The sequence below is a fragment of the Achromobacter deleyi genome (assembly GCF_902859705.1).
Lineage (GTDB): Bacteria > Pseudomonadota > Gammaproteobacteria > Burkholderiales > Burkholderiaceae_B > Achromobacter > Achromobacter deleyi.
Map to the genome: position 1 here is coordinate 195,343 of NZ_CADIJO010000004.1, position 26,901 is coordinate 222,243.

Consider the following 26,901-nt stretch of genomic DNA (forward strand, 5'->3'; position numbering starts at 1 on the left):
CCTGGTCGCGCGGCCTTAAGCCACGCTGCGCAGATGAAAGGATTTGGCTTGGGTGAGTTGTTCGTAGCCGACCTGCGACAGCGATACGCCGCGGCCGGTGTGCTTGACGCCGGTCCATGCCAGCGCGGGGTCCAGGTAGTCGCAGCGATTCATGAAGAACGTGCCGGTGCGCACCTGGCGGCCCAGATGCAGCGCGGCGTCTTCGTCCTGCGTGAACACGGCCGCGGTCAGGCCGTAGGGACTGTCGTTCATCAGTGCGATGGCCTCTTCGTCGCTGTCCACCGGCATCACGCCGACCACGGGTCCGAAGCACTCGTCGTTCATGATGCGCATGTGGTGGTCGACCTGCGTGAGCAGCGCGGGCGCCACATAAGGCGTGCCGGCACGGGCGGCCTCGAAGCGGTTGGCGTCGACCAGATTGCGGGCACCGCGCGACAGGGCTTCGTCGATCACTTCCCGCACCTCGTCGGCAGCGCGCGTGCGCACCACGGGACCCAAGGTCGTTTCGGCGCGCAGCGGATCACCGAGCACGTAGTCGTTCGTGAGGCTCGCCGCGTGGTCGACGAATTCCTGGTAGCGGGAGCGCGCCACATAGATGCGCTGGATGCCGCAGCAAGACTGGCCCGAATTGAAGAACGCGCCATCCACCAGGGTTTCGACGGCGTGGTCGAGCTTGGCGTCCGCGCGCACATAGGCCGGATCGTTGCCGCCCAGTTCCAGGCCTACGCCGATGAAACGGCCGGCGGCAGCCTGTTCCACGCTGCGCCCCCCACGCACCGAGCCGGTGAACGACACGTAGCCGATTTCCGGCGCACGAATCAGCCGCTGCGCAATGTCGTGGTTGGCATGCAGGTACTGGAACACGCCCGGCGGCACGCCCGCCTCGCTGAATGCGCGGCCGATGAGTTCGGCGCATAGCGGTGTCTGGTCGGAGTGCTTGAGGATGACGGTGTTGCCCGCCATCAATGCCGGCACGATGCTGTTGACGGCCGTGAGCAGCGGGTAGTTCCACGGCGCGATCGTCAACGCCACGCCGATCGGTTCGCGGCTGATGAAGCGGGTGAAGCCCGTCAGCTCGGGCACGCGTATCGGTGCCAGCGCGGCGGCGGCGATGCTGATCATGTGGCGCGCGCGTGCCTCGAAGCCGTCGACCTCGCCAGGCGTATAGCGCAGCGGCCGCCCCATCTGGATCGTGATTGCGCGCGCCGCTTCGGCCTTTGCCGCGACGAAACGCGTGGCGGCCTCTGACAGAATGCGTGCGCGTTGTTCGATGCCCAACGCATGCCATGGCGCTTGCGCGGCCTGCGCGTCGGCCAACGCCTGCGCGATCTGCGCTTCACTGGCGTAGGGACGACGCACGACTTCGCGGCCGTCGATGGGACTGATGGTGATGAGTTCCTGCGTCATGGCGACCCTATGCGTACAAGCTGTGGATAAGTGTGGTGCGCGTCTTCGTGGTCAGATAATTTCGAAGTACCGCGCCAATTCCCAATCGGTGACGTGGCGCCGGAACTGGCGCTCTTCCCATTCACGCGTGGCGGCGTAGTGCTCGACGAAGGCGTCGCCGAACAGGTGGCGCGCTGCCTCGGATTCACGCAGGCGTTGCGCCGCTTCCCACAAGGTGGTGGGCAAGCGCAGGTGCGCGGGAAACTGCTGGGTATAGGCGTTGCCTTGCACCATGGGCTCGGGCTTGAGGCCCTGCTCGATGCCGTGCAGGCCCGATGCCAAAGCGGCGGACAGCGCCAGGTAGGGATTGGCATCGGCCGAGCCGATGCGCACTTCGACGCGCTGCGATTTGTCGCTGCCCGGAATGAGCCGCAACGCGGTAGTGCGGTTTTCCATGCCCCAGGTGGCATCCAGCGGCGCCCAATAGCCCGGCACCAGCCGCGAGTAGCTGTTGATGGTCTGCGCGTACAGCGCCATGAATTCCGGCAGGTAGCGCTGCACGCCTGCCATGAACGCAGTCTGCGTCGCGCTCATGCCGTGGGGCTGCGATTCATCGTAGAAGGCCGAGCGGCCACTCTTGCGCTCGCGTAGCGAAAGATGGATATGGCCGCTCTGGCCGGGATGGTCATGCGACCACTTTGCCATGAAGGTGGCCATCAGGCCGTTCTGCTGCGCCAGCGCCTTGGTGAAGGTCTTGAAGAGAAAAGCCTTGTCGCCGGCAGCCGCGGCCTGGTCCACCGCGATGGCGGCTTCGAGCACGCCCGGGCCCGTCTCGGTATGCAGGCCTTCGATGGGCATGTCCATGCGCTCGCACATGTCGAGCAGCTTGCGATAGAAATCGCCCTGCACCGTGCTGCGCAGCATGGAATAGCCGAAGTTGCCGGGCGTCCAGTTCTCCATGTCGCGATAGTGCTTGGCGCGCACCGAATGCGGCGTCTCGCGGAACATGAAGAACTCGTATTCCAGCGCAGCGTAGACCTCGAAGCCCATGTCGGCCGCGCGATCGAGCGTGCGGTGAAGCAGGCGGCGCGGGCAGATCTCGGCCGCTGGGCCTTCGAACTCGGCCAGGAACAGCAGCATGTCTTCGCCGCCCGGTCCTTGTTCCAGCGGCAGCCGGCGGCCGGTGGACGGCACGATGCGCAGCTTGGCGTCCGGATACGCCGTGTGCCAGCCGGTGTATTTGGTGTTGTCGTAGAGCTGGTCGTCCAGGTCCCAGCCGAACACGACATCGCAGAATGCCAGCCCGCCGCGCAGCGCAGACAGGAATTTGTCGCGCCGGATGTACTTGCCCAGCATGACGCCATCGACGTCAGACAGGCCGACCTTGATATGCGAGAGCGTGCTGGCTTGCACCAGCCGCTCTGCGTCTTCCACCGTTGCTACCCCTAGTGCATGCATGCTTGTTCACCTTGTCCGTGGCTGAAGCGTTGCGTTGACTTGCGGGGTCGCGGGGCGTGGCGTTTCAGGTGTTGGCCGCCCCCAGCACCCGCATCGCTTCGCGATGCAGTTGCGGTGTGGCGGCCGCGATCACGCGGCCCTGCGACGCGAGGCCTAACGGCTGCCCCGACCAATCGGTAATGACGCCGCCCGCCCCTTCGATGACGGGCATCAGCGCCAGATAGTCATAAGGCTGCAGGCCGGCCTCGACCACCAGGTCGACGTGGCCGCTGGCCAGCAGGCCGTAGCTGTAGCAGTCGCCGCCGTAGCGGCGCATGCGCACCGACTGGGTCAGCGTATCAAACGCGGCCAGATCGGTGCCTTCGAAGATGTCGGGCGAGGTGGCGTAGAGAATCGCCTGCCCCAGCTCGGTGCAGCCGCTGGCGCGGCAGACTTCGCCGTTCAAGCGCGCGGGGGCGTCGGCTGCGCCGAGCCAACGTTCGCCCAGCATCGGGATATCGATCAGCCCCAACACCGGGCGGCCGCGGTGCAGCAGCGCAAGCAGGGTGCCCCACAACGGGTTGCCCGAGATGAAGGCGCGCGTGCCGTCGATGGGGTCAAGGGACCACACCAGCTCGGCTTCGGCATGGCTGGCGCCGAATTCCTCGCCGAAGATGCCGTGATCAGGGTATTGGCTGGCGATGGCTGCGCGCAAGGCGGCTTCGACCTCGCGGTCGGCCTGGGTGACGGGACTTTCGTCCGCTTTGGTATCCACCGACAGCGGGTGGCGGAACCACTGGCGCGACAAGGGCCGGACCTGGTCCGCCAGCGATTGGGCGAACGAGGAAAAAGCGGCCAGTTGCTGCGCGGTAAGCGGCGGCGAAGTTTGCATTGACGAGCTCCCAGGCGTGGCGCAGCGCCAAAAAAACCCATGCGATTAAGGTTTTTCCAGTCTAGACACGTTGCCACAAATTTGCAAATATACCTAAAAACGCAACCCAACCGTCTTACAGCAGGCCGCTGTCCGCAAACCGTAGCTCACCGCCGTTGCCGTGTATTCCTTTCCGGAGTTCCATCATGCAATGTAAGAAGAAGCTTAGCCTTGTGGTTGCAGTAATTTCCCTAAGTTGTGCACAGGCCGCCCACGCGGGCGCCATCACCGTCTATTCCGCGCTGGAAGAAGACGAGATCGCCGCCTACCTGAAGGCCGCCAACGCCGCCATGCCGGACGTGAAGGTGAACGTGCTGCGCCTGTCCACCGGCGACCTGGGCGCGCGCCTGATCGCCGAAGCGGGCAACCCCCAGCAGGATGTGATCTGGGGCTTTGCCGTCAGCAACATGCTGGACCCGCGGCTGCAGAAGCTGCTGGAACCCTATGCCGCGAAAGGCATCGACGCCCTGCCCGCCCAGTACAAGGCCGCCGACAACAAGTGGTTCGCCGCCACAGGTTACGTGGCAGCGTTCTGTGTGAATACCGATCGGCTCAAATCCAAGAACCTGCCCATGCCCACATCGTGGGAAGACTTGGCCAAACCCGTCTACAAGGGTGAAATCGTCATTCCCAGCCCCGCGGCATCCGGCACGGGCTACCTGCAGATCGTGGCGCTGCTGCAGGGATTGGGCGCCGAGAAGGGCTGGGCGTACCTGAAGGACTTGGACAAGAACGTGGCGCAGTACACGCCATCCGGCTCGCGCCCATGCAAGATGGCGCGCGCCGGCGAATATGCGATCGGCGTGTCGTTCGCCTTCCCTGCCATGCAATCCATCGAGGAAGGCTTCCCCGTCAAGATGGTGATTCCGTCGAAATGGGTGGGCTACGAGCTGGAGGCGTCCGGCCTGATGAAGACCGCCAAGAACCCGACGGACGCCAAGCGTTTCCTGGACTGGACGCTGTCGGCACAGGCCGGCGGGCTCTACAGCAAGTACAAGGAACTGGTGACCATTCCCGGCGCGGCGCCGAACAAGGCCGCCGAAGCCGCCGGCCTGCCCAAGGACCTGACCGCGGTGCTGTACCCCGTGGACTTCCAGAAATCGGCCGCCGAGCGCGACGCCACCATCAAGACCTGGCAAGACACCATCAAACGCTGATGGCATGCGGCCGGCTGGAGCAGCCATGTACCTGGAACTGCGCGGGATACGCAAGACCTTCGATGGCGCAGTAGCGCTGGAAGGCATCGACCTGTCCGTTGGCGAACACGAATTCGTCTGTTTGCTGGGCCCCAGCGGCTGCGGCAAGACCACGCTGCTGCGCATTGTGGCAGGACTGCTGCCCTTCGATGCGGGCAGCATCATGCTGGGCGGCCACGATCTGTCGGCGCTGCCGGCGCGCAAGCGCGGCTTCGGCATCGTGTTCCAGTCGTATTCGCTTTTTCCCAACATGACCGTGGCCGAGAACGTCGGCTACGGCCTGCGCATACGCGGAGAAAGCCGCGACCGCATCGCAGCGCGCGTGACGGAACTGCTGGCGCTGATCAAGCTGCCCGATTATGCACAGCGCTATCCGCACCAGCTTTCCGGCGGCCAGCAGCAGCGCGTGGCGCTGGCCCGCGCGCTGGCGGTGGACCCCGCCCTGATCCTGCTCGACGAACCACTGTCAGCGCTGGATGCCCGCGTGCGCACGGACATGCGCGCGGAAATTCACGAGGTGCAGCGCCGGCTGCGAATTCCCACCATCATGGTGACCCACGACCAGGAAGAAGCCCTGACGCTGGCCGACAAGATCGTGTGCATGAATGACGGGCGCGTGGAGCAAGTCGGATCGCCGTCCGACCTGTATCTGCGCCCCCAGACGCGGTTCGTGGCCAATTTCGTGGGGCTGAGCAATCTGCTGCCCACCGATTGGGTACGCCAGGCAATGCCGGCGCTGCTGGCCACGCGGCCCGATGGCGCCAGCGACCGCTTCGAGGCCTGCCTGCGCCCCGAGAGCCTGCGCATCGCCGCCGACGATGAGGGCCCTGGCCGCGTGCGCGAGATGACTTTCATGGGCAACCTGACGCGTTTGCGAGTGGACTGGCAAGGCCGTGAACTGCTGGTGGAACAACAGGGCGCGGCCGGACTGTCGCAAGGCGCGCCGGTACGCCTGGACATGGAGCCGGGACAATGCGCCTGGGTCCGCGTATGACGCCGGCTGCCGCGACAAGGCGGCCGGGAGCCGCCGCGTGAACACCGCCCGCATGAGCGCGACCGCATCCGCCCCCGCCGCCCGCGCGCCCTGGTCGCTGGACCGGGTGCTGCTGTGGACTTGCGTCGGCATACCGATGGCGGGCCTGGCGCTGTTTTTCCTGTTCCCGCTGGCGACCGTGGCCTGGCGCAGCCTGGTGGAAAAAGATGGCGGGATCGGCCTGGGCAACTATGCCGAGGTATTTGCGACCCGCGGCATCCTGACCGCCACCGCCAACAGCCTGACCATGAGCGCGGCCACCACCGTCGTCAGCCTGCTGCTGGGCTTTGCCATCGCCTACGGCCTGGACCGCAGCCGCATGCGCGGCAAGGCCTACGTCAAGTTGGCGTTGGTGTTGCCGTTGCTGGCGCCTTCACTGGTACAGGGCCTGGGCCTGATCTTCATCCTGGGCCGCAATGGCCTGGTGCACCGCTGGACCGGCTGGGAATTCGATATCTATGGCTTCTGGGGCCTGTTGATTTCCAATGTGTTCTACGCCCTGCCGCAGGCGGTGCTGATCCTGCAGGCGGCGCTGCGCAACACCGACGCACGCTATTACGACGCGGCCGAAGTGATGGGCGCATCCAGCACGAGGCAGTTCTTCGACATCACATTGCCCAACTGCAAGTTCGGATTGCTGAGCGCCGCGTTCGTCGTGTTCGTCATCACCATCACCGACTTCGGCAACGCTGCGGTGATCGGCGGCAACTACAAGGTGCTGGCCACCGAGATCTACAGCCAGGTGTCTGGCCAGATGAACTTCGGCATGGGATCGGTGGTGGGCATCCTGCTGCTGCTGCCGTCGTTGATCTCGGTGCAGATCGAACGCGTGGCGTCGCAGCGCCAGTTCGGCGCCGCCTCGCCCAGCGGCCTGCGCGTGACGCCGCAGCCGGCGCGCGGACGCGACCGAGCCTTCACGGTGGGAGTGCTGCTGTGTACCAGCACGATCGTGGCCACGGTCGCCACCGTGGTGTTCGCCAGCTTCATGCGGCTGTGGCCCTACCGCATGGAATGGACGCTGAAGCACTACGACATCACGGTCAGTGGTGGCTATGCGCCGCTGTGGACGTCGCTGTACCTGTCATTGGCCGCCGCGTCCGGCGGCGTGCTGCTGCTGTTCTTCCTGACCTTCGGCGTATGCCGCATTCCGCGGGCCTGGGCCAAGCTGGTGTACCTGGTGTCGGTGCTGCCGGTAGGCGTGCCTGGTCTGGTGCTGGGGCTGTCTTATATCTTCGCCTTCAACTCGCCGGCCACGCCGCTCTATGCCCTGTATGGCAGCGCCGCGTTGATCGCGCTATGCAATTTCTACCACTATCACACGCAGGGTTTCCTGACGATGATGACGGGCATGCGCGCAGTGCCGCAGGCCCTGGAAGAAGCGGTCAGCTGCCTGGGCGGCGGCACCTGGCAGATACTGCGCGATGCGGTGCTGCCGCAGATCGCCCCCACGGTGCTGGGCGTGTTCTTTTTCCTGTTCATGCGGTCCATGGTCACGTTGTCCGCGGTGATTTTCCTGGTGACGCCCTCGGTCAGCGTGGCGCCGGTTTCTGTCTTGCGGCTGGACGAAGCGGGGTTCGTCTCGCAGGCGGCAGCGTATTCGACGCTTATCATGCTGGTCGTGGGCGGTTCCCTGCTGGCGATGCGCGCGTTGATCGCGCTGGCGGCACGGCGCCGCAAATAGATTAGGAAGCATCCGATATGTGGCAAGAAGAGCGGTATCAAAGAATCCGCGCCCTGCTGTCTTCCCTGCAGCAGGTATCGACCGACCGTATCGTCGGCGAACTGGGGGTATCACGGGAAACCGTCAGGCGAGACCTGCTGGAACTGGAGGCGATGGGCGAACTGCGCCGCGTGCACGGCGGCGCCGTGCCGGTACACAGCGAGCCGCCCATCACCGAACGCGTGCACACGCGCGTCAAATACAAGCGCGCCATCGCACGCGCCGCGGCAGGCCTGGTCAGCAGCGGACAGACACTGTTTCTTGACGCGGGCAGCACCACCAGCGTGCTGGCCGACGAACTGGCCAAGCTGACCGGACTGACCATCATCACCAATTCGTTCGACGTGGCGCTGAAGGTCGGCGCGGCCGGCAACGGCGCCAACGAACTGATCATGTTGGGCGGCTCGGTGGGCGGCCCGGTGTGCGCCACGGCCGGCGACATCACCATCGCCGAAATCCACCGCTACCGCGCCGACCTGGCGCTGCTCTCGCCGGTCGGCGTGGATGCGGAATGCGGCGCCACCAGCTACGACCTGCGCGAGGCCGAAGTCGCCCGCGCCATGGCCGCCAACGCCAAGCAACGCGTGCTGCTGGCCGACTTCAGCAAGATCGGCCTGTGCAGCCGCGTGTCGTATTGCGAGGTGGGCCGCATCGATCACCTGGTCACCAACGTCAACGCGGAAAAGATGCCCGCGTTCGCGCCGTTGAAGACTGCGGTGGGCGCCGTTACCACGGCCTGAAGCGGAAATTTCCTACCCTTTTCCTGCAGCAAGCCTCCCCTATAATCGGCGACGCCCTCCGGGCACGCCGCCGCCCAGCGGCACCTCCGGCCCAAGACCCTCAGTCGCGTTCGGCCTTTGCGCAGGGAACCCTTATCTTGACCTCATCGATTCAAGTCGCGGCGCAACAGATCCGCGAAGGTATACGGCGTGCCACCACCGGCCTGGTCGGACGCGAGCAGTTGGCCGAGTTGATCATGCTGGCCGCCGTGGCGCAGGAACATCTGCTGGTCATCGGCCCTCCCGGCACCGCCAAGAGCGCGGTCGTGCGGCGCGTGGCCCAATCGCTGGGCGGCCGCTACTTTGAATACCTGCTGGGCCGCTACACCGAGCCGTCCGAGATCTTCGGCACCGTCGACCTGCGCAAGCTGCGCGAAGGTACCGTCGAAACCGACACCACCGGCATGTTGCCGCAGGCGGACGTGGCGTTCCTGGACGAGGTATTCCTGGGTTCGACGGCCATCCTCAATTCCCTGTTGGGCGTGCTGAACGAGCGGCGCTTCCGCCGCGGCCACACGGACGTGGCTTGCGCGATGCGCGTGTGCGTGGGCGCCGCCAACGCCCTGCCGTCCGATGAGTCGCTGTCGGCATTCGCCGACCGCTTCATGCTGCGCCTGTTCGTCGAGCCGCTGCCGGACAATCTGCTGGAAGCCATGCTGGAAGGCGGCTGGCAGTCGGAGCAATCCGCCGCGGCTGCCTCTATCGGCCTGGCGCCTCTGGATACGCTGGGACGCTCGTTGGCGCAGGTGGATCTGACCGCGGCGCGCCCCCCGCTGGCCAATGCGATACGCAGCCTGCGCCAGGCCGGCATCCCGCTGTCCGACCGGCGTATCGTCAAGTCGCAACGGCTGGTGGCGGCGGCGGCGCTGCTGGGCGGCCGCCTGCACGCCACGCCGGCCGATCTCTGGCCGCTGCTGTATATGCTGCCGACCAAGGAAACCCAGGAGTCCGGCCGCGACACGCTGCGCGCCTCGCTGGCGGCGTCCGGCAATCCCAATCTGTTCAGCGCCATCGAAGAAGCCACGCTGCAACCGCATTCCCGAGCCAGCCGCCTGATCGAAGCGTCCCGTCATTGCCTGGCCGATACCAGCGAAGAAGGCCCCGCTCGACTGGAAGCGTTGCTCAGGGAAATCGACGCGAATTTCTCGCGCGACGAACTGCCTGCCGAACTGCAGGCGCTGCGGCTGCGCCTGATGGCGCAGCTAATCGCGCCGGCATGAACCCGTCCGACCTGCTGGGGTGGTCCTGGCGGCCCCGCGATCCCGTACCGGAACCTGGTGCCGCCATCGCCTGGGGCGATGCCGCCGCGCAGCTGCTGACGCGCCTGGCCGAACTGCCCGGCCCGCGCCGGGCACGCCTGCATGCCACGGCGGCCCCCGATGCGCTGGTCGTGCTGGGCGCAAGCGCGGACCTGCCCTGGGTGGACGGGGCGGATTATGCCGCCGCCAGCGTCGACCCGGCGTTATGGCTGCCTACGCGTTGGCAACCCGACCTGCCCCTGGACCTGATATCGCTGGCGTTGCAGGGCCGTCATGGACGCAAGCCCATGCTGCTGTGGCGCGACCCCGCCGTCTGCATTCCCCTGGATCGCCAACTGCCCGTCAACACCGAGCTGCTGGAGCGCATCGATGCGCTCTGGCGCGGCCGTTGATTCCTCTTCCCGCTCCGTAATCGTCTGACCCGTGCAACTTCCTGAATCCCTGCAGCCCTGGCGGCTTTGGCTGGATTGGTTCGATTCCGAACTGGTGCCGGCCGTGGGCGATCTGCTTAGCCGGGTTCATCCGCTGCTGGGTCCGATCCGCGAACAGGACACGGCCGGCCAACCGGAATTCGAAGGGTTGGGCGACTTGCGACGGCGCGGCAATTATGAGCATCTGCTGGCCACCGAGTGGCTGCTGGCCGACGAACTGCCCGACGAATTCCTGCGCCGCGCCGCCAACGGCGAACATCTGTTCCTGGCGCCGGCACGGCAGGCTCACCGAGCCAACCGCCTCATCATCGCGCTGTTCGATGCCGGTCCGCGGCAACTAGGCTCCCCCCGGCTGGCCCAGCTGGCGATGTTGATCCTGCTGGCGCGCCGCGCCGCCCAAGCTGGCGGCGAACTGCGCTGGGGCCTGCTCCAGGCGCCTGGCAAATTGCTGCCGCTGGAGTCCTCGGCGCAGCTGAAGAAACTGCTTTCCAGCCGTTGCTATCAATCACCAAGCGCGGCGGATATCGACGAATGGCACGCGGCGATCGCGCGGCTGCCCTCGCCTCCGGGAGAATGCTGGCTGATCGGCCCGCCAGGTCTGCGCGAGCAGTCACGGACGCTGCCAGCGCCCCGCCACGCCATGCTGTGGCGCACACCGGAAAGCGGCGGCCTGGAACTGGATCTGGGCAACGGCAAACTACGCCTGCCGTTACCCGAAGAAAAGGCGGCGGTGCGGTTGCTGAAAGGCCAGTTCAAGAACGAAGCGGGCGCGCAACTGAACCAGGCCAGCTCGCAACGCCTGTCGCTTCTGGCCGCGCCGTTGCTCTCGCCCGATGGCGCACGCATCGCCGCGCCCTTGCTCGATGAGCGCGGTGTGCTGCTGATTCAATTGCCCAACCTGTCGCGGCCCGATACCAAGGCCAAGAGCAGCCCGGTGCGCTGGAGCGCGCGACGCCCGCCGCTCACCCTGACCTTCGCCGGACGCCAACTGTGCGGCATCGTCAGCGCCGAGGAAAAACTGCATTTCTGGCAACTGCCCGACTTCGAATCCGTGGAGCTTCCGTCACGCGAGACGCTGCTGATTCCTCCTGGCACGGCAGCCCGCCTGCCTTGCGCCTGGATCACCTCGTCTACAGGCAATCGGCTGTTCCTGCTCGACAAGGCCGGCAGGCTGGTCTACTGGACCGCCCGGCGCAGCCTCTTGGCCAAGGAACGCAGCGCGCAACCGGCCATCACCAAGACCCTGGATCTGGACGTGCTGGGCATGAGCGCGGTCAATGGCGATACCGGGCTGACCTATATCCGGCGCCACGGCCAATTGCTGCAGTGGGTGACGGTCGACGGTGCGCTGCAGGATCCACGCACCGTGGCGCTGGGTCCCGCCCCCGAGAAGAATCCCGCCGTGTTCTTCGCCAGCCTGCGCCAGTCGAACCGCGGCCTGCTGCGGCAGGCCTGCGCCGTACAGGAAAAAACGCATAAGCAGGATGCCTGGCGCGTCCATCCCGGCGTCGACGCGCCGGCCGAAACGTGGCGTATCCCGGCAAATTGGTCGGTGGTCGGCCTGCATCTGTCATCCGAGAGCCACCAGGCTGGCCTGGTCGTCCTGAACGCGTCCAGGCTCTCGGTTAGCCTGCTGCACCGCGACGGCCTGGACACGCTCTACACCGCGCCACGCCCGATCGCCCGCCTGTCGGTTGCGACCCAGGCCGGCGTGGTCGCCATGCTGACCGACGACCGGCAGTTGATCGTCCATTCCATCACCCCGCCCCGGCTGCTGCTGCACTTGCACAGCGCAAGCGAATCCGCTGCAAAGGCTCAGGCATGAACGTCTCATCGAGCGCCCCCATCCGGCGTCCGCTGCTCAGCGGCCATCAGTTGATCGCGGCGCTGTGGTTCTCCGCCGAGCGATTCGATAACGGGCAGCGCATACGCGAACTCGTCTCGCACTGGCAGAACGGCGCGCGCGCCTATCGCTATGACGACGGCGATCTGCTGATATTCGCGGCACCCGCTCATGTCGATTGCGACCGCAGCCTGGGGTGGCCGTTGCTACGCGTGGGCACGGCGTTGTGCTCGGCGGTGTTGGCCAAGGACGAGATTGCGGCGTTGCCGGTTGCCGACCTGCACCTGGTCCGCGGGGCCCAGGCGCAATCACGGCAACTCGCCCAGGGCAGCAGACTGGCCCTGCAAGCCTGGATGGACGTCGACCGCTACGGTTTGCTGGACACCTACGATTGCAGCCAGGCCCTCGCCCCGCCCGCCGCCGACATGCCGTCGCCGGTTCAGGATCTGCGCGAGGTGCTGGGCGACGCAATTCCGCCCCCAAGCGCCGAGCGCAGCGAGTTCCTGGCCGACATGGCGCGGCGCCGGCAACAGGCCCGCCGGCCAGACGCGGCCGCCGCCCCTGGCGCCCGCCAGTCGTCGCGCGGATCGTTCTGGCAAACGCTGCTGCAACGATTGGCGATGCCCGCTCGCGCGGCCCAGGCGGCGGGTCACGCCCACTCCGGCCATTCCCACGCCGGCGTCGCCCCCCGCGCAGGTCCCATCAAGCCTCAGGCCTGGCGCAACTGGCTGGCGCGGCTGGCGAATGCGACCCTGTTGGGCAAGATGGTGGGCAGAAAGCAGGCCGCCTACTTGCGACGCATGATGAAGATGTTCGACGAAGGCAACCTGCAAGAAGCCTTGCGTCATGCCGTCCCGTTGGACGGAGACCTGAACAGCACCGGGCAGGCGTTCGACACACCGGGCCGCCGCGACAGCCTGAGCCTGCAGGAACAGCGCGCCGCGGGACCGTCGATGATGTTCGACCCCACGCTCAATGCCCATCTGCGCACGCTGTACCGCCAGAGCTTCGAAAAGCTGGATCGCGCCGGACGAATCGACGAAGCAGTCTTCGTGCTGGCCGAACTGCTGAACGCGCGACAGGAGGCGCTGGACTATCTGGAAAAACACGGCCGTCTGGAACAGGCGGCGCGGCTGTCACTGGCGTGGGACTGCGCGCCCGCCACCATCGTGCGCCTGCATTGCCTGGTTGGCGACTGGAAGCGGGCGATCCAGATCGTGCGGCGCGACGACGCCTTCGCGCAAGCGATTCCGCAGATGCAGGAAAAGTGGCCCGAGGCCGCCAACCGGCTGCGAATGGAGTGGGCCGAGATGCTGTGCGCCCGGGGTGACTGGCTGGAGGCCGTTGAGGCGATCTGGCCGCTGCCGGAGGAACGCGAGCGCGCCGCGCAGTGGCTTTGCCTTGCCGAACGCGCCGGCGGCGGCCTGTCAGCCAGGGCGTTAGTCAAACGTGCCATGCTGCTGCCGGACACGCTGGATCCGCAGTCCGACCTGCTGCCGACCTTGTGCGAAGACCCCGCCGCCAGCCACGCGCGCTCGGAGATGCTGCAGGCGTTGCTGCTGGTGCAGGCGCAAACGCCGAAGAAATCCGGCGCACAGCAGTCGGCCATCGCACGGCTGGCAAATCTGTTGATTGCGCCGCTCCTCGAAGACCACGTGGCGCAACGCGCATCGCTGGCATCCAAGGACCTGAAAACACTGATCGCGCTCAGCGGCGACGCGCTGTTGCAGGCGGACTTACCGTCCAAGCTGCCGTCCATGCCTGCCCGGCAGCTCAGCGAGGCGGAAAGGGCAAAGGAATGGTTTGCACCCGAGCCCGGCGCCATGCCTTTGCTGGACGCCGCGGCGCTGGATGAAGACCGCACGCTGCTGGCGCTGGGCGAATCCGGCGCGTTGGTGGTCGACCGGCGCGGCCGCACGCTGTTCCGCTTTGCCGTGCCCGCCGACCTGCTGGTGATCGCCAAGAATCGCCGCAGTGCCCTGGCGCTGGCGCGCCGCGATCATCTGTGGCGCATCAGCAAGCTGGACCTGGCGACGCGACACGCCACCGACCTGGGCATGCTGGCATTCGATTTTCATGCTCGTGATTTCGACGGCACCAACTGGGTCATCGCAACCCGGCAAGAAATCCGCGTGGTGGATGTGGACAAGGCGTTTTCCGCGCACTGGCGCGTAGGCGACCTGCCCGGAAGCATCGCGGCGTATCAACGGTTCGGCACCCAGGAACACTTCCTGATCGTCGATCACGAGCGGACGGCCGCGCAGATGTGGAGTTACGCCCTGCCCAGCCGGCGCCTGATTGCGCGCAACGACGTCGCCGACAGCGACAGCGCCCGCATCCTGGCGCCGCGCGGCGAACTCATCGCCGTCGGCTTCGAGCGCGACAACACGGGCGCCCGGTGCTTGCGCTTGACCAATGCCTCCGGCTTCAGCTGGGTGCCGCCGGTGAGTCCGCTGGACCCGGCGCAAGACGATCAGTACGGCCTGCGACAGGAAGAAAACTGGTTATTCGTCGGCACGCCGCTCGATGCCCATACCCTACGTTGGACACTGTTCGCGTATGACGCCAGCGTCTCCGTGCCGCGCGCCCGGCTGGACTGGCCGGCGGACGCCGTCATGACACTGCGGGTCGCCGGATCCGATCTGGTGGTCGTCGATACGCAGGGCCGCCTGTTCCGATGCGATCTGAAATCAGGCGAGGCCTGGGGCGCGCAGGTGCTCTGACAGCCTCCCAAGACGGGTCAGTCCACCGACACGCCCGCCACCTTCACCATGTCTGCCCAGTACACCGTATCTTGCTGCAAGCGCTTCTGGAAAGCATCGGGCGCGCTGCCCACGGGTTGGCTGCCGCCCGCCTGAATCTTGGCGATCACGTTGGGCGACTTCATGGCCTGGGCCACGGCCTTTGCCAGATAGGCGATGCGGTCGGGCGGCGTGCCGGCGGGTGCGAACAGACCATACCAGTCGTCGGCGGTGATGCCGTCCAGGCCCGATTGCTTGAGCGTGGGCGCGGTCTTGAAGATGCCGATGCCATTGTCGTGGCTGAGCGCCAGGATGCGCAGCTTGCCGGCGGCCACCATGGGTTCGGCCGATGCGGGCGAAGTGATCAGCATGTCCACGGTGCCGCCCATCAGATCGGTGATGGCGGGCGCGGCGCCACGGTACGGCACGTGCACCAGTTTCACGCCCGCCTTTTGCGACAGCAGCGCGCCCATCAGGTGGCTCATGGTGCCGTTGCCAGGCGTGGCGTAGGTGATGACGCCCGGTTGCTTGCGCGCAGCGTCCAGGTAGTCGCTCAACGACTTGTAGGCGCTTTCACTGCGCGACACGAGCACCAGCGGCGCGGACGTGATCTGCGAGATGGGCACGAAGTCCTTGACGGGATCGAAGCCCACGTTCTTGTACAGACGCGGATTCACGGCCATGACGCTGGTCTGCGACATCACCAGCGTGTAGCCATCCGGCTTGGCGCGCGAGACTTGGGAGGTGCCCACGTTGCCACCGGCGCCGGATCGGTTTTCCACCACCACGCTTTGCCCCGTGATCGCGCCGAGTTCCTGCGCGATCAGGCGCGCCACGCCGTCGTTGCCGCCCCCGGGCGGAAACGGCGATACGACCGTGATCGCCTGTTTGGGATAGTCGGCCAGCGGCGCGAGCGCCTGGGCGTGGGCGCTGGCCCCCCATGCCAGGCAGGCCAGGGCCGCCGCGGTTCTGCAAGCTTGCAGCACGTGTTGCTTTGTCATCGGTACTTCCCCTTGTTGTCGGCGGCCGGATACTCGGCCGTCCGTTGCATTTCGGTTCGCCAGGAACCGTCCGCGCCCCGGCGGCTTGGCGCCGGGGCGTGCTGATCGGATGAAGCATGTCGTGCGGCCGCTTGCGCAGCGCGCGGGTTACTGCGCCGGGAAGCGGTACGCGGCGCGTTCGCGCTCGTCGATCTGCTTGACCAGATTGGTTTCCCAGGCGAGGTACTGACGCGCCGCGGCCTTGTTGCCGTCGTGGCGGTCGTGCACGAAAAACAGGTAGTCGATGCAATCGCGGTCGGCGGGCTCGTCAGGTGTGGCTTGCAGGGCCAGGCCTGCGGCCGACCAGCCAGCGGGCGATCCGAGATTGACCTTGACGTCGCGCACACCCAGCGCCCGCAGATCCGCCGCCGCCCAGGCGGCTACGGCCTGCTCGTCGGCCAGCAGCACCACCGGTTGCGCGGGATCCAGCGCCAGATCGGCAAAGCGCGGGCGAATCGACCATTGCGCCCCCGCGATATGTTGGGCGCGATAACGCATGCTGGCGCGAATATCGACCAGTTGCGCCCCTTGGGCCGATGCAGCGGCCAGCGCGGTATCGTCGAGCACCGGCACGGTCGGCACGTCGACCGAAGCCGCAGTGACATTCAATGCTGCAGCGACACCCTCTTGCAGCACGCTTGCGTCCCAGCCCATCTGGCGCAGCCAGCTGGCCACGACCGGTGCGCGCACGCCTTCGGCATCGAACACCACGATGCGCGCGCCGCGCACAGCCAGATATTGGTCGGTGGCCTGGATCAGCTGTCCGCCCGGCGTGTGCTGTGCGCCGGGCAAGGACCCTTGCGCGAATTCTTCGGCGCTGCGGACATCGCACAGGAAGGTGCTGCGGTTGGCGTCATCCAGCCAGTGCTGCACCTGACGTGCATCGACGCGCGGCACGTCATGGCGCTCGGCCAGATTGGCTGAACGCTGCACCAGCGCCGGCAGGTCTTCGGGCGCCACGCTATCGACGTAGCGGCGCTGCGCGCCATGGTCGAGCTTGAAGTCTTCCAGATACCAGCCTTGAGTGCCGTTTTCCAGCGCGTAGACAGGGTTGGGCACGCCAAGATTGATCAACGTCTGCGCGCCGATGATGCTGCGCGTGCGCCCGGCGCAATTGACCACGATGGTGGTGGCCGGGTCCTTGGCCAGCGTGTGTGCGCGCAAGGCCAGTTCGCCGTTGGGGCAGCAGATGCCGCCCGGAATGCTCATCTTCTGGTATTCGGCAAAGGGCCTGCCATCCAGCACGATCAGATCGTCGCCGCGACGCTGGCGTTCGGCCAATTCACGTGCGCCGATGCGGGGGGTGTGGAAAACTTCTTCGGCCAGTTCGCCGAAGGTTTTGCTGGGCACGTTGACGCCGGCGAATGCCGCATAGCCGTCGCGCAGCCATTGGGCAATGCCGCCTGCCAAGCGATACACCTGTGGATAACCCAATCCGCGCAATGCGTGCGCCGCGCGCGCCGCCGTGTCGTCCGTGCCGCCCTCGTCATAGACCACCACCCGCACGCCGCGACGCGGCGCCAGCCGCACGATGTCGGCTTCAAGCCGGCTGTACGGAACCGGCGCGGCATAGAACAGGTGAGACTCGCCGTATTGACCATGTTCGCGCACGTCCAGCAGCGCAATCTCGCTGCCGTCATGCAGCCAGCCCTTGAGCGTGTGGGAATCGACGTCGGCCGTGTTCAGGTCGGAATGGGGATGCATCAGTGAATTCTCTGGAATCGGAAATGGGGGAATGGCGGATATCAGCGCTGGGGCCGCAACTGGGTCAACGCGTGTTCGAGGTCGGCGATCAGGTCTTCCGGGTCTTCCAGCCCGATATGCAGGCGCAGCATCGGACCGCGCGCCTGCGGTGCCGGCAGCGATCGCGCATTGCCCAGCTGCACCGGAATCACCAGGCTTTCGAAGCCGCCCCACGAAGCGCCGATGCCGAACAGTCGCAGTGCATCGATGGCGCGCTCCATATCGGCGTCGGTGATGGGCGCCGCGAACTCCAGTGTCATCAGGCCGTTGGTGCCGGAGCATTCACGCTGCCAGACGGCATGCGACGGATCGCCAGGCAGCGCCGGGCACAGCACGCGCGCAACCTCTGCCCTGCCCTGCAGCCATTCGGCCACGCGCATCGCGCTGCGGGCATGCTGGGCCAGGCGTAACGGCAGGGAACGCATGCCGCGCAGCACCAGGAAGGCGTCGTCGGCGCCGACGGTCTGGCCGAAGTCGATGCCTGCGCGGTCCAACGGCCGCCAGGCGCGCGGGTTGGTCACGACCGCGCCCATCATCACGTCGGCGTGGCCGCCCAGATATTTGGTGGCGGCAAGAATCGAGATATCGGCGCCCAGCGACAGCGGCTGGCACAGCAATCCGGAAGCCCAGGTGTTATCCACAGCCAGCCAGCAATCGTGTTGCCGCGCCAACTCGGCCAGGCGGCGCAGGTCCGGCATTTCATAGGTGAGCGAACCCGGCGATTCGGCGTAGATCATGCGGGTGTTCGGACGCACCCACTGGGCCAGGCCGTTGCCATCCGGCGGGTAATACGAGAACTCGATACCCAGGCGCGACAGATGTTCGGCGCAAAAGCGGCGCACCGGCTCGTACACGGCATCGGTCACCAGCACATGATCGCCGGCGCGCAGATAGGCCAGCAACACGGTGGCGATGGCCGCCTGCCCCGTGGGAAACAGCTTGGCGCGAAAGCCCTGTTCCAGTTCGACCAGCGCATCTTCCAGTGCGTGCGTACTGTCGGTGCCGCGCGCGCCATAGGACGGCAGGCGTTCCTGCTCGCGGCGCGCCCGCGTGTCGCGCCAGGCCGCGACGCTGTCGAACACATAGGTGCTGGCACGCGTGACCGGGGTGTTGACCCAGCCGCCATGCGGGCGCCCGGCACGCAGCAGCCGCGTCGCGGACCGATAGGGCTTGTCCATGATCAGCGACGGGTCTGCACGCCGATAGGCATGACTTTGCAGGTGCCGGCGGCCAGATCGAAGGCCAGCCGCTCGGTCAGCGTTTCCAGCGCGCGGCCGTACATATGCAGGTGACGGATGACGCTGTCGCCCTGGATCTCGACGGCGTGGATATCGTCAGGCATCAGTGCGATGCCGGCGCCCGGGCCGACCACGACGGTGCCGGTCTTTTCCAGATGCCCCACGCCAGGCACCGACCCGTCGTCGGTGCGGTCGTAGACGTAGTTGTATTCCACCCCTTCCACGGCCGCGATACAGGCCCAGGTGGTGTGGTTGTGCGGCACGATCTGCTTGCCCGGCCGCATCACGTTCAAGTACAGCGCATATTGCTTGTCGGCGTCTTCGCTGATCAGGTAGCGCGCCTGGCGCTCGCCTTCTTCCGGCGCCGGGTAGCGGTCCTGGGCCCACCAGTCGGTGTGGCCTGCCAGCTGGATCAGGTCGTCCAGCACGGCCTTCAGGCTGTCGCGGTTCAGGCCCTTATTTCCTAAAGTATTTTTAATATTTCCAACGATGCTGTCGATGCCCTGCTGGTGAGGATGCGCGTTGCCCACAGTGACTTTCCCTCTTGTTTCATGAGTTATTTCGGTCACTGTATCGCCCCGGGCGGGGCGCAACAATTTAAATTGCCTTAAGATTCCATAAGCATTGCTAATACTTTAGATTTCAAGCGACATGCGTAATCTGGATCTGGACCTGCTGCGCACGCTGACCGCGATCGCGCGCTACGAGACGTTTTCCGAAGCGGCCAACCGGCTGCACAAGACGCAATCGGCCGTCACGCAGCAAATGCAGCGCCTGGAGGCCACCATCGGCCTGCCGCTGTTCGAAAAGCAAGGGCGCAACAAGGCCTTGTCCACCCACGGCCGGCGGTTGGTCGAATACGCACGCCACATGCTGGCCATCAACGACGAGGCGCTGCGCGCATTGCAGGACGGGCCGCTGGAAGGCGATTTGCGATTGGGTGCGCCGCTGGACGTCGCGGACACCATCCTGCCCACACTGCTGACGCACATCGCGCGCTCGGCGCCGCGCGTGAAACTCGAGATTCGCGCCGATCGCAGCCCGTTCCTGATGGACGCGCTGCGGGCCGGTGAACTCGACCTGACCATATCGACCCGCTTTGACCAGGACTTCGAAGGCGTGGCGCTGCGCACCTCGCCCACCGTCTGGCTGGCGTCGGCCGACTACGTGCACGATGTGAACGCGCCGGTGCCGCTGGTGCTGGCCGATGAACCCAGCATCTTCCGCCGCCTGGCGTTGACGGCGCTGGAACAGGCGCAAGTGCGCTGGCACACCAACTACGTGGCGCCGAACCTGGTGGGCATCAAGGCCGCGCTGCGGGCGGGCCTGGGCGTCACGGCGCGCAGCGTGGAGCTGCTGGGGCCGGAAATGCGGGTGCTGGGTGAAAAGGAAGGCCTGCCGCCCTTGCCGGACGTAACGTACTTCCTGTGGATAAGGCGTGACCTGATCAATCCGCTGACGCGGCAGGTCTACGACATGCTCAAGGCCAGCCTGGGGTTGGCGCGGCATGCGGATGCCGCACCCAACCCCGCAAGCCTTCAATAGCGGTCGAAGTAACCCTGCACGGCGGCAGGTTCACGGGTGATGCACAGCGCCAGCATCAGCAGGATGCGGGCTTTTTGCGGACTCAGGTCGCGGGCGGCGGCAAAGCCAAGCGCCGCGTCGTCCAGTTCGACATCGCGCGCCACCAGGCCGCTGCCGGTGCGGCTGGAGCGCACCACCGCCACGCCATCGGCAGCCGCACGGGTCAAGGCCTCGACGGCCAGGTCGGTGGCATTGCCATCGCCCACGCCGGCCAGCACGATGCCGTCGGCCTTGCCGGCGATGAATGCAATGACATCGGCTTGCAGATTGGCGTGCGCATAGACGATATCCACGCGCGGCCATCCCGCCTTTTCCAACAATGCGAGTGAAAACTCGCTTTGTGCCGTGTGCGTCGTGGTGTTGCGCGAATAGAAGCACGGCACGCCGCCGTGCATGACGCCTGCGCGTCCGCGATTGGGCGAGGCGAAGGCGCTGATGCCGGCGCTGGCGATCTTCTGGATCTCGCGTGCGTAGTGCACGTCTTCGTTCATGACGACCAGTGGGCCGCGGCCACGCGCGTCAGGGTGCCGCGCCAGCGCTACCGCGTTGTACAGGTTCGCAGGGCCTTCGGCGCCCAGCGCGGTGGCCGGACGCATCGCACCCACCAGCACCACCGGTTTGTCGTGCTGGATCACCAGGCTGAGAAAGTACGCGGTTTCTTCAAGCGTATCCGTGCCGTGGGTGATGACGATGCCGGCCACCGATGCATCGGCGCACAGCGCATCCACGCGTTGCGCCAACGCGCGCCAGACGTCGTGCGTCATGTTCTGGCTGCCCACGTTGGCCACCTGCTCGGCGCGGATGTCCGCCAGGCCCGCCAACTGCGGCACGGCTGCGAGCAGGTCGCCTACCGAGAACGAGCCGGCTTTGTAGCCGGCCGCGGTGGCGTCGGCCTGGGCGCCGGCAATGGTGCCGCCGGTGGCCAGTACGGCAATGACCGGCAAAGCCTGATCAGGCATCGACCACTCCGGACAAGCCTTGACGCTCGAGCAGCGAATTCAGGTGTTCCCAACCATGGAAGTCGATCACGATCTGGCCCTTTTCCTTGGCGCCGACCTTCAGTGCCACACGGGTGCCCAGATGATCGGACAAGGCCTCTTCCAGGCGCGTCAGGTCGCGCGACGCGCCGTTGGTCTTTTTCTTGGGCGACGCCGCGGTCTCGGCTTCCTTGGCGGTCTTGGCGACCAGCTTTTCGGCTTCGCGCACCGACAGGCGACGCGCGATGATCTGGTTGGCCAGCTGGATCTGCGTGGCGGCATCCACGGCCAGCAGCGCGCGAGCATGGCCCATGTCGACGTCGCCGGCCAACAGCATGGTCTGCACGGCAGCGGCCAGGTTCAAAAGCCGCAGCAGATTGCTGGTGGCCGAACGCGAGCGGCCGATGGCTTGCGCGGCCTGCTCGTGCGTCAAACCAAATTCGTCGAGCAGGCGGCGCACGCCATGCGCTTCTTCCAGCGGATTCAGGTCTTCGCGCTGGATGTTTTCGATCAGCGCCATGACGGCCGCATTTTCGTCGGCGACTTCGCGCACCAGCACCGGCACTTCTTTCAGGCCGGCCAGCTGCGCCGCGCGGAAACGACGTTCGCCCGCGATGATCTCGTAGTGGCCGGGCGCATCGCCCAGCGCGCGCACAAGAATGGGTTGCATGATTCCTTGTGTGCGTATCGATTCGGCCAGCTCGCCCAGCGCGCCCTCGTCCATGCGGGTGCGCGGCTGATACTTGCCGGCCCGCATCTTCGAAACAGGCAAGGTGGACGGCAGACCCTCGGGCTTGGCCGCAGCCTTGCCGATATTGTCGATCGCAGGCGCGTCGGCGCCCAGCAAGGCGTCAAGTCCGCGACCCAAACCCTTGGGTTTCTTGGTGGCCATAGTTAAATCCTCTTTCCTTCTGTTTTTGTATCCCGAGCCAGGCTCAGGCGTCCGCCTGCTCGGCGGGCAGGCGGTACCAATACGCGTAACAGTCTTTGAAACCGTAGCGGCCGTACAAGGCGCGCGCCGCGGTATTTTCCGGCTCGACCTGCAGATAAGCCGTGGTGGCGCCGCCAGCGGCGCCCTGTGCCAACAGATGCTCGACCAACATCGCGGCGTGCCCCTTGCGCCGTTGCCCCGGGTCCGTCACCACATCGAACATCCCCACGACATCGCCATCGCGCACGGCCATGCCAGCGGCCACGCAATGTCCGGCGCTGTCCAGCGCCAGCACCGGCGAGATATCCACAGCCAGCCCTTCGAGACGGGATTGATGCTCGGCGATGTGTTCCGGACGTGAATCGCGCATGCGTCCGACCGCCGCCGCGAATCGGGCAGCGTCCACTGTCTTGAAAAGCAGATCGCCCCGGGCGCCAGGCCTGGGGGCGAGCGGCATGCTCATGACTCGGGTCTCGCCAGTGAGGATGTAACCACGGGACTCCAGGTCGGCGTCCAGGGCGAAATCGGGACCGATGGAGGTGATGCGCAGCACCATGGGCAAGCCATGGCGCGCATACAACGTTGAACAATACGCCAGCCGCTCATCGAGCGGACGTGTGGATAACCCCAGCACATTGATGCTGCGTACCCGTTTGGCGGACGACTGCGAAAAACGCACCAGCCAGCCGTCGTAAAGCACTTGCGCGCGTACCGCCGTGGCATTGAGCGCGGCTTCTTCGAGACGCACGCGCAGCGCATCGCGCACGTCGGCGGGCGGCGTGTGGGGCAAGGCGTGGGTCGAAGAATGGCGCGGTGCGGCGGACATGCTGTACGGCTTATTTATTCAGGTCGCGAACGCGTTCGATCATTTCGGCGCCGAAGGCGATGTAGGCCTGTGCGCCGCGCGAGGCGCGATCGTAGACCACGCCGGGCATGCCATAGCTGGGGGCCTCGGCCAGGCGCACGTTGCGCGGCACGACGGTCTTGAAGACCTTGTCGCCGAAGTGCGCTTCGAGCTGCGCGGACACTTGCTGCTGCAGCGTCATGCGCGGGTCGAACATGACACGCAACAAACCGATGACGCGTAGGTCGTCGTTGATGTTGCGATGTACGCGCTTGATCGTGTTGACCAGGTCGGACAGGCCTTCCAGCGCGAAGTATTCGCACTGCATCGGGATGATGACGCCGTGCGCGGCCGCCAGGCCGTTCAGCGTCAGCAGCGACAGGGTGGGCGGGCAGTCGATCAGGACGAAATCGTATTGGCTGGCCACGGTGTCGATGGCAGCCTTGAGCTGACGCTCGCGTTCGTCCATCTGCACCAGGTCGATCTCGGCGCCGGACAATTCACGGTTGGCGGGCAACACGTCGTAGCCGCCCGATTCCGAGCGCACGCGCGCCTGCTCGATCGTGGATTCACCGATCAGCACCTGGTACAGGTTCGACTCGAGCGAATTCTTGTCGATGCCACTGCCCATCGTGGCGTTGCCTTGCGGGTCCAGGTCCACCAGCAGCACGCGTTGCTTGTGCGTCGCCAGGCCGGCCGCCAGGTTGATGGCGGTCGTCGTCTTGCCCACACCGCCTTTTTGATTGGCGATGCAGAAAACGCGGGCGGACGAGCTGGGGGGTAAGTTCTTCATAGGGTTCCTTGACTGCGGCGCATCCAGATCAGGCAGCGTTCTGCTTGCAGCTCCGGCACCCGGAGCTGCTGAATATGGTCGACTTGCCATTCCCCGCGCGCGTGCAGCGCTGCGATCTCATCATCGGGGACCTTGCCCTTCATCGCGACGAGGGTACCATCGTTGCCCACGTGCCTGCCCGCGAGCATCGCAAAATCATCCAAGGATGCGAAGGCACGCGACGTCACAATGTTGCAGTCGGCGGGGTCCAGCGTTTCGATGCGTGCATGGCGGGCCTGCAGATTGGGCAAGGCCAGCGCGCCACTCATCTGCCGAACGAATGCGGTTTTCTTTTCTACGGCGTCGACACAGGTCACGGACCATTCTGGCCGCATGACGGCCAGGACGACGCCAGGCAAGCCGCCACCGGATCCGACGTCGTAGACCTTGGCCGGCGTGCCGGGCTGGCCCAGCGCCTCGCTGAACGGGCCCACCGCGGCCAGGCTGTCGAACAGGTGCTGCACCAGCATCTGCTGCGGATCGCGGATGGCGGTCAGGTTATAGGTTCGATTCCAGCGCTGCATCTGCGCCAGGTAGTCGAGCAGCTTGGGGGCGGCGCCGGCATCGGCCTGCAGCCCCAGTTGCTCGAAGGCAAGGGAGAGACGGCCGGCCATGTCTGCGCCGGCCGGATTGGGATGGGCGCTCATGCGGCTTGCTTGCGCGAGCCGTAATGCAGGCGCTTCAGGTGGATGAGCAGCAGCGAGATCGCCGCCGGCGTCACGCCCGAAATGCGGGCGGCCTGGCCGATGGTCTCGGGCCGATGCGTCTTCAGCTTCTGGCGCACTTCGAACGACAGGCTGGTCACGGCGTCGTAATCGACGTCCGCCGGGATGGGCTGTTGTTCGTGGGCAATCTGCTTTTGCACTTCGTCTTGCTGGCGGGCAATGTAGCCGGCGTACTTCACCTGGATCTCGACCTGCTCGGCCAGCACCTCGTCGGCCACGACACCGGGGCCGGCCAGGAGCGTACCGTCGACATTGCGGGCGGCCATCAAGGCTTCATAGGAAACATTCGGACGTTTCAGCAGGTCAGCTAGTGAGTACTCACGTTCAATGGCCTTGCCGAGCAGCGGCTCAGCCACTTCCAGCGGCAACAGCCGCGGGTTCACCCACGACGACTTCAAGCGTTCGACTTCGGCGGCGACGGCATCGCGTTTGCGGTTGAAGGCTTCCCAGCGGGCGTCATCGACGATGCCGAGCTGGCGGCCGATTTCGGTCAGGCGCAGATCGGCGTTGTCTTCACGCAGGCTCAGGCGGTATTCGGCACGCGACGTGAACATGCGGTACGGCTCGGTTACGCCGCGCGTCACCAGGTCGTCGACCAACACGCCCAGATAGGCTTCATCGCGGCGCGGCGTCCAGGAATCGCGGCCCAACGATTGCAACGCGGCATTCACGCCAGCAAGCAAGCCCTGGGCCGCAGCTTCTTCGTAGCCGGTGGTGCCGTTGATCTGGCCGGCGAAGAACAGCCCGGAGATGGCCTTGGTTTCGAGCGTGCTCTTCAATCCACGTGGATCGAAGTAGTCGTATTCGATGGCGTAGCCCGGGCGCAGGATGTGCGCGTTTTCCAGGCCGGGCAGGGAATGGATCAAGTCCAGCTGCACGTCGAACGGCAGGCTGGTCGATACGCCGTTGGGGTAGACCTCGTGCGTGTCCAGCCCTTCGGGCTCGAGGAAGACCTGGTGGGATTCCTTGTCAGCGAAACGGTGGATCTTGTCTTCGATGGACGGGCAATAGCGCGGCCCTACCCCTTCGATCACGCCGCTGTACATGGGCGAGCGATCCAGGCCACCACGGATGATGTCGTGGGTACGGGCGTTGGTGTGCGTGATCCAGCACGGCAATTGCCGCGGGTGCATCGCCACATTGCCCATGTACGAGAAGACGGGAATCGGATCGAGATCGCCCGGTTGTTCTTCAAGAATGCTGTAGTTGATGCTGCGACCGTCGATACGCGGCGGAGTGCCGGTCTTCAAACGGCCTTGGGGCAGCTGCAGTTCTTTCAGGCGTTGGCCCAGCGAAATGGCGGGGGGATCTCCCGCGCGGCCACCCGAGTAGTTCTGCAGGCCCACGTGAATCAGGCCATTCAGAAACGTGCCGGCGGTAAGCACCACAGTCTTGGCTCGGAACTTGAGTCCGACCTGGGTGACGGCACCGACCACGCGGTCGCCTTCCACCATCAGATCCTCGACCGCTTGCTGGAACAGCCACAGGTTGGGCTGGTTTTCCAGACGGCCACGGATGGCCTGGCGGTAAAGCACCCGGTCTGCCTGGGCGCGGGTTGCGCGTACGGCCGGCCCCTTCGAACCGTTGAGGATGCGGAACTGAATCCCCGCCTCGTCCGTTGCCAGTGCCATGGCACCGCCAAGGGCGTCGACTTCTTTGACGAGATGGCCTTTGCCGATCCCGCCAATGGAGGGATTGCAAGACATCTGACCTAGGGTTTCGATGTTGTGGGTGAGCAGCAGCGTCTGGGCGCCAGCGCGCGCTGCAGCCAGCGCCGCCTCGGTGCCGGCGTGGCCGCCACCAACGACGATGACATCGAATTCGCGGGGATAATCCATGATGGGGAGGTAAGAGAGCGTTCGGTGCTCATTATAGAGGCAGGGGGGGCATGTTTCACGTGAAACATGGTTCGGTGCAGCAATGGGCCCAGAGGTCTTCCCTTGTTCGTGTGCAAAAGGCAACGAGGTGGCCTCCTGGTGCGGCCAAATATGTCGGCATTTGCCTCTGTTGAGTGGATGTTCCACGTGAAACACACCGGCGCCCTGCTCTTACCCGGGCATGTTTCACGTGAAACATGAGCCCACCAGCAGTGCTCGGGGCGTGCTGCCCTCATGTAGAACATAGAAGATCACCCTGCGCTCAAGCACAATCTATGACCGGTCATATGGTCCGCATGCTCGGTCTGTTCCTACACAAGCGATGGCGAGCAACCAAGGTTAGAGATCTTCGTC

Annotated in this window: 22 protein-coding genes; 9 read left to right on the forward strand and 13 right to left on the reverse strand. The window is 65.7% G+C overall.

The genetic code is table 11. From position 1 onward, the window contains the following. Positions 1–15 precede the first annotated feature (15 nt). The 3 genes from HV798_RS08060 to hisN form a co-directional block, all read right to left on the reverse strand. Positions 16–1,407 (reverse strand): aldehyde dehydrogenase family protein, encoded by a 1,392-nt coding sequence (locus tag HV798_RS08060; protein WP_175192344.1) that lies wholly within the window; start codon positions 1,405–1,407, stop codon positions 16–18. Between the two features lie 51 nt (positions 1,408–1,458). After that, positions 1,459–2,844 (reverse strand): glutamine synthetase family protein, encoded by a 1,386-nt coding sequence (locus HV798_RS08065; protein ID WP_175192343.1) that lies wholly within the window; start codon positions 2,842–2,844, stop codon positions 1,459–1,461. A gap of 64 nt (positions 2,845–2,908) precedes the next feature. Further along, positions 2,909–3,715 (reverse strand): histidinol-phosphatase, encoded by an 807-nt coding sequence (gene hisN, locus HV798_RS08070; protein WP_175192342.1) that lies wholly within the window; start codon positions 3,713–3,715, stop codon positions 2,909–2,911. A gap of 185 nt (positions 3,716–3,900) precedes the next feature. On the opposite strand from hisN, the gene HV798_RS08075 reads away from it, so the two are divergent. The 8 genes from HV798_RS08075 to HV798_RS08110 all read left to right on the forward strand — a co-directional run bounded on the left by HV798_RS08075 (position 3,901) and on the right by HV798_RS08110 (position 14,738). Then, positions 3,901–4,911, forward strand: a complete 1,011-nt coding sequence (locus tag HV798_RS08075) for an ABC transporter substrate-binding protein (RefSeq protein WP_175192341.1) — start codon at positions 3,901–3,903, stop codon at positions 4,909–4,911. Between the two features lie 25 nt (positions 4,912–4,936). Further along, entirely contained in the window at positions 4,937–5,944 is a 1,008-nt protein-coding gene (locus tag HV798_RS08080) for an ABC transporter ATP-binding protein (RefSeq protein WP_175192340.1), read from the forward strand. Positions 5,945–5,996: 52 nt separating this feature from the next. Then, positions 5,997–7,664: an ABC transporter permease subunit gene (locus HV798_RS08085; protein WP_029954369.1), complete on the forward strand. Its 1,668-nt coding sequence runs from the start codon at positions 5,997–5,999 to the stop codon at positions 7,662–7,664. Positions 7,665–7,681: 17 nt separating this feature from the next. Next, a complete protein-coding gene (locus tag HV798_RS08090; protein WP_175192339.1) occupies positions 7,682–8,443 on the forward strand; it encodes a DeoR/GlpR family DNA-binding transcription regulator in 762 nt (253 codons plus the stop codon). 137 nt (positions 8,444–8,580) lie between these two features. After that, the gene (locus tag HV798_RS08095) at positions 8,581–9,702 is read left to right on the forward strand and encodes an AAA family ATPase (RefSeq protein WP_246288622.1); all 1,122 of its coding nucleotides are present in this window, start codon (positions 8,581–8,583) and stop codon (positions 9,700–9,702) included. Then, positions 9,699–10,133, forward strand: coding sequence for a bpX5 domain-containing protein (locus HV798_RS08100; protein ID WP_175192338.1), 435 nt, complete (start codon positions 9,699–9,701; stop codon positions 10,131–10,133). The genes HV798_RS08095 and HV798_RS08100 overlap by 4 nt, the downstream gene beginning before the upstream one ends. A gap of 31 nt (positions 10,134–10,164) precedes the next feature. After that, positions 10,165–11,997 (forward strand): hypothetical protein, encoded by a 1,833-nt coding sequence (locus HV798_RS08105; protein WP_175192337.1) that lies wholly within the window; start codon positions 10,165–10,167, stop codon positions 11,995–11,997. Further along, positions 11,994–14,738, forward strand: a complete 2,745-nt coding sequence (locus tag HV798_RS08110) for a bpX6 domain-containing protein (protein ID WP_175192336.1) — start codon at positions 11,994–11,996, stop codon at positions 14,736–14,738. The genes HV798_RS08105 and HV798_RS08110 overlap by 4 nt, the downstream gene beginning before the upstream one ends. Before the next feature lie 17 nt (positions 14,739–14,755). Here the strand turns inward: HV798_RS08110 and HV798_RS08115 are convergent, their stop codons facing one another. The 4 genes from HV798_RS08115 to HV798_RS08130 all read right to left on the reverse strand — a co-directional run bounded on the left by HV798_RS08115 (position 14,756) and on the right by HV798_RS08130 (position 19,307). Continuing rightward, positions 14,756–15,757, reverse strand: coding sequence for a Bug family tripartite tricarboxylate transporter substrate binding protein (locus tag HV798_RS08115; RefSeq protein WP_175192335.1), 1,002 nt, complete (start codon positions 15,755–15,757; stop codon positions 14,756–14,758). 147 nt (positions 15,758–15,904) lie between these two features. Then, complete coding sequence (locus HV798_RS08120; RefSeq protein WP_175192334.1) at positions 15,905–17,500, reverse strand: rhodanese-like domain-containing protein; 1,596 nt, start codon at positions 17,498–17,500, stop codon at positions 15,905–15,907. Between the two features lie 41 nt (positions 17,501–17,541). Continuing rightward, complete coding sequence (gene metC / locus HV798_RS08125) at positions 17,542–18,717, reverse strand: cystathionine beta-lyase (RefSeq protein WP_175192333.1); 1,176 nt, start codon at positions 18,715–18,717, stop codon at positions 17,542–17,544. 2 nt (positions 18,718–18,719) lie between these two features. Then, entirely contained in the window at positions 18,720–19,307 is a 588-nt protein-coding gene (locus tag HV798_RS08130; RefSeq protein WP_175192332.1) for a cysteine dioxygenase family protein, read from the reverse strand. 121 nt (positions 19,308–19,428) lie between these two features. Here HV798_RS08130 and HV798_RS08135 point away from each other — a divergent pair, with 121 nt between their 5' ends. Continuing rightward, positions 19,429–20,322, forward strand: a complete 894-nt coding sequence (locus tag HV798_RS08135) for a LysR substrate-binding domain-containing protein (protein WP_175192331.1) — start codon at positions 19,429–19,431, stop codon at positions 20,320–20,322. Here the strand turns inward: HV798_RS08135 and HV798_RS08140 are convergent. Genes HV798_RS08140 through mnmG form a run of 6 tightly spaced genes read right to left on the reverse strand, consistent with a single transcriptional unit; the run spans position 20,316 to position 26,508 of the window. Then, positions 20,316–21,320: an asparaginase gene (locus tag HV798_RS08140; protein ID WP_175192330.1), complete on the reverse strand. Its 1,005-nt coding sequence runs from the start codon at positions 21,318–21,320 to the stop codon at positions 20,316–20,318. The two genes, HV798_RS08135 and HV798_RS08140, sit on opposite strands and share 7 nt — an antisense overlap. After that, positions 21,313–22,230 (reverse strand): ParB/RepB/Spo0J family partition protein, encoded by a 918-nt coding sequence (locus HV798_RS08145; protein WP_025140376.1) that lies wholly within the window; start codon positions 22,228–22,230, stop codon positions 21,313–21,315. The genes HV798_RS08140 and HV798_RS08145 overlap by 8 nt, the downstream gene beginning before the upstream one ends. A gap of 43 nt (positions 22,231–22,273) precedes the next feature. Further along, positions 22,274–23,095 (reverse strand): GNAT family N-acetyltransferase, encoded by an 822-nt coding sequence (locus HV798_RS08150; RefSeq protein ID WP_175192329.1) that lies wholly within the window; start codon positions 23,093–23,095, stop codon positions 22,274–22,276. Between the two features lie 10 nt (positions 23,096–23,105). Further along, positions 23,106–23,906 carry a ParA family protein gene (locus HV798_RS08155; RefSeq protein ID WP_025140378.1) on the reverse strand — a complete coding sequence of 267 codons (801 nt, stop codon included), beginning with the start codon at positions 23,904–23,906 and terminating at the stop codon, positions 23,106–23,108. Continuing rightward, positions 23,903–24,592 (reverse strand): 16S rRNA (guanine(527)-N(7))-methyltransferase RsmG, encoded by a 690-nt coding sequence (gene rsmG, locus HV798_RS08160; RefSeq protein ID WP_175192328.1) that lies wholly within the window; start codon positions 24,590–24,592, stop codon positions 23,903–23,905. The genes HV798_RS08155 and rsmG overlap by 4 nt, the downstream gene beginning before the upstream one ends. Next, entirely contained in the window at positions 24,589–26,508 is a 1,920-nt protein-coding gene (gene mnmG, locus HV798_RS08165) for a tRNA uridine-5-carboxymethylaminomethyl(34) synthesis enzyme MnmG (protein ID WP_175192327.1), read from the reverse strand. Before mnmG ends, rsmG begins: the two co-directional genes overlap by 4 nt. Positions 26,509–26,901: the final 393 nt, after the last annotated feature.

What these genes read in the sequence shown, in the direction of transcription:
- HV798_RS08120 (WP_175192334.1), bottom strand. Translation starts at nt 17,500, where the DNA reads ATGCATCCCCATTCCGACCTGAACACGGCCGACGTCGATTCCCACACG.
- HV798_RS08145 (WP_025140376.1), bottom strand. Translation starts at nt 22,230, where the DNA reads ATGGCCACCAAGAAACCCAAGGGTTTGGGTCGCGGACTTGACGCCTTG.
- HV798_RS08100 (WP_175192338.1), top strand. Translation starts at nt 9,699, where the DNA reads ATGAACCCGTCCGACCTGCTGGGGTGGTCCTGGCGGCCCCGCGATCCC.
- HV798_RS08060 (WP_175192344.1), bottom strand. Translation starts at nt 1,407, where the DNA reads ATGACGCAGGAACTCATCACCATCAGTCCCATCGACGGCCGCGAAGTC.
- mnmG (WP_175192327.1), bottom strand. Translation starts at nt 26,508, where the DNA reads ATGGATTATCCCCGCGAATTCGATGTCATCGTCGTTGGTGGCGGCCAC.
- HV798_RS08090 (WP_175192339.1), top strand. Translation starts at nt 7,682, where the DNA reads ATGTGGCAAGAAGAGCGGTATCAAAGAATCCGCGCCCTGCTGTCTTCC.
- HV798_RS08150 (WP_175192329.1), bottom strand. Translation starts at nt 23,095, where the DNA reads ATGTCCGCCGCACCGCGCCATTCTTCGACCCACGCCTTGCCCCACACG.
- rsmG (WP_175192328.1), bottom strand. Translation starts at nt 24,592, where the DNA reads ATGAGCGCCCATCCCAATCCGGCCGGCGCAGACATGGCCGGCCGTCTC.
- hisN (WP_175192342.1), bottom strand. Translation starts at nt 3,715, where the DNA reads ATGCAAACTTCGCCGCCGCTTACCGCGCAGCAACTGGCCGCTTTTTCC.
- HV798_RS08110 (WP_175192336.1), top strand. Translation starts at nt 11,994, where the DNA reads ATGAACGTCTCATCGAGCGCCCCCATCCGGCGTCCGCTGCTCAGCGGC.
- HV798_RS08140 (WP_175192330.1), bottom strand. Translation starts at nt 21,320, where the DNA reads ATGCCTGATCAGGCTTTGCCGGTCATTGCCGTACTGGCCACCGGCGGC.
- HV798_RS08155 (WP_025140378.1), bottom strand. Translation starts at nt 23,906, where the DNA reads ATGAAGAACTTACCCCCCAGCTCGTCCGCCCGCGTTTTCTGCATCGCC.
- HV798_RS08115 (WP_175192335.1), bottom strand. Translation starts at nt 15,757, where the DNA reads ATGACAAAGCAACACGTGCTGCAAGCTTGCAGAACCGCGGCGGCCCTG.
- HV798_RS08080 (WP_175192340.1), top strand. Translation starts at nt 4,937, where the DNA reads ATGTACCTGGAACTGCGCGGGATACGCAAGACCTTCGATGGCGCAGTA.
- HV798_RS08075 (WP_175192341.1), top strand. Translation starts at nt 3,901, where the DNA reads ATGCAATGTAAGAAGAAGCTTAGCCTTGTGGTTGCAGTAATTTCCCTA.
- HV798_RS08135 (WP_175192331.1), top strand. Translation starts at nt 19,429, where the DNA reads ATGCGTAATCTGGATCTGGACCTGCTGCGCACGCTGACCGCGATCGCG.
- HV798_RS08085 (WP_029954369.1), top strand. Translation starts at nt 5,997, where the DNA reads ATGAGCGCGACCGCATCCGCCCCCGCCGCCCGCGCGCCCTGGTCGCTG.
- HV798_RS08065 (WP_175192343.1), bottom strand. Translation starts at nt 2,844, where the DNA reads ATGCATGCACTAGGGGTAGCAACGGTGGAAGACGCAGAGCGGCTGGTG.
- metC (WP_175192333.1), bottom strand. Translation starts at nt 18,717, where the DNA reads ATGGACAAGCCCTATCGGTCCGCGACGCGGCTGCTGCGTGCCGGGCGC.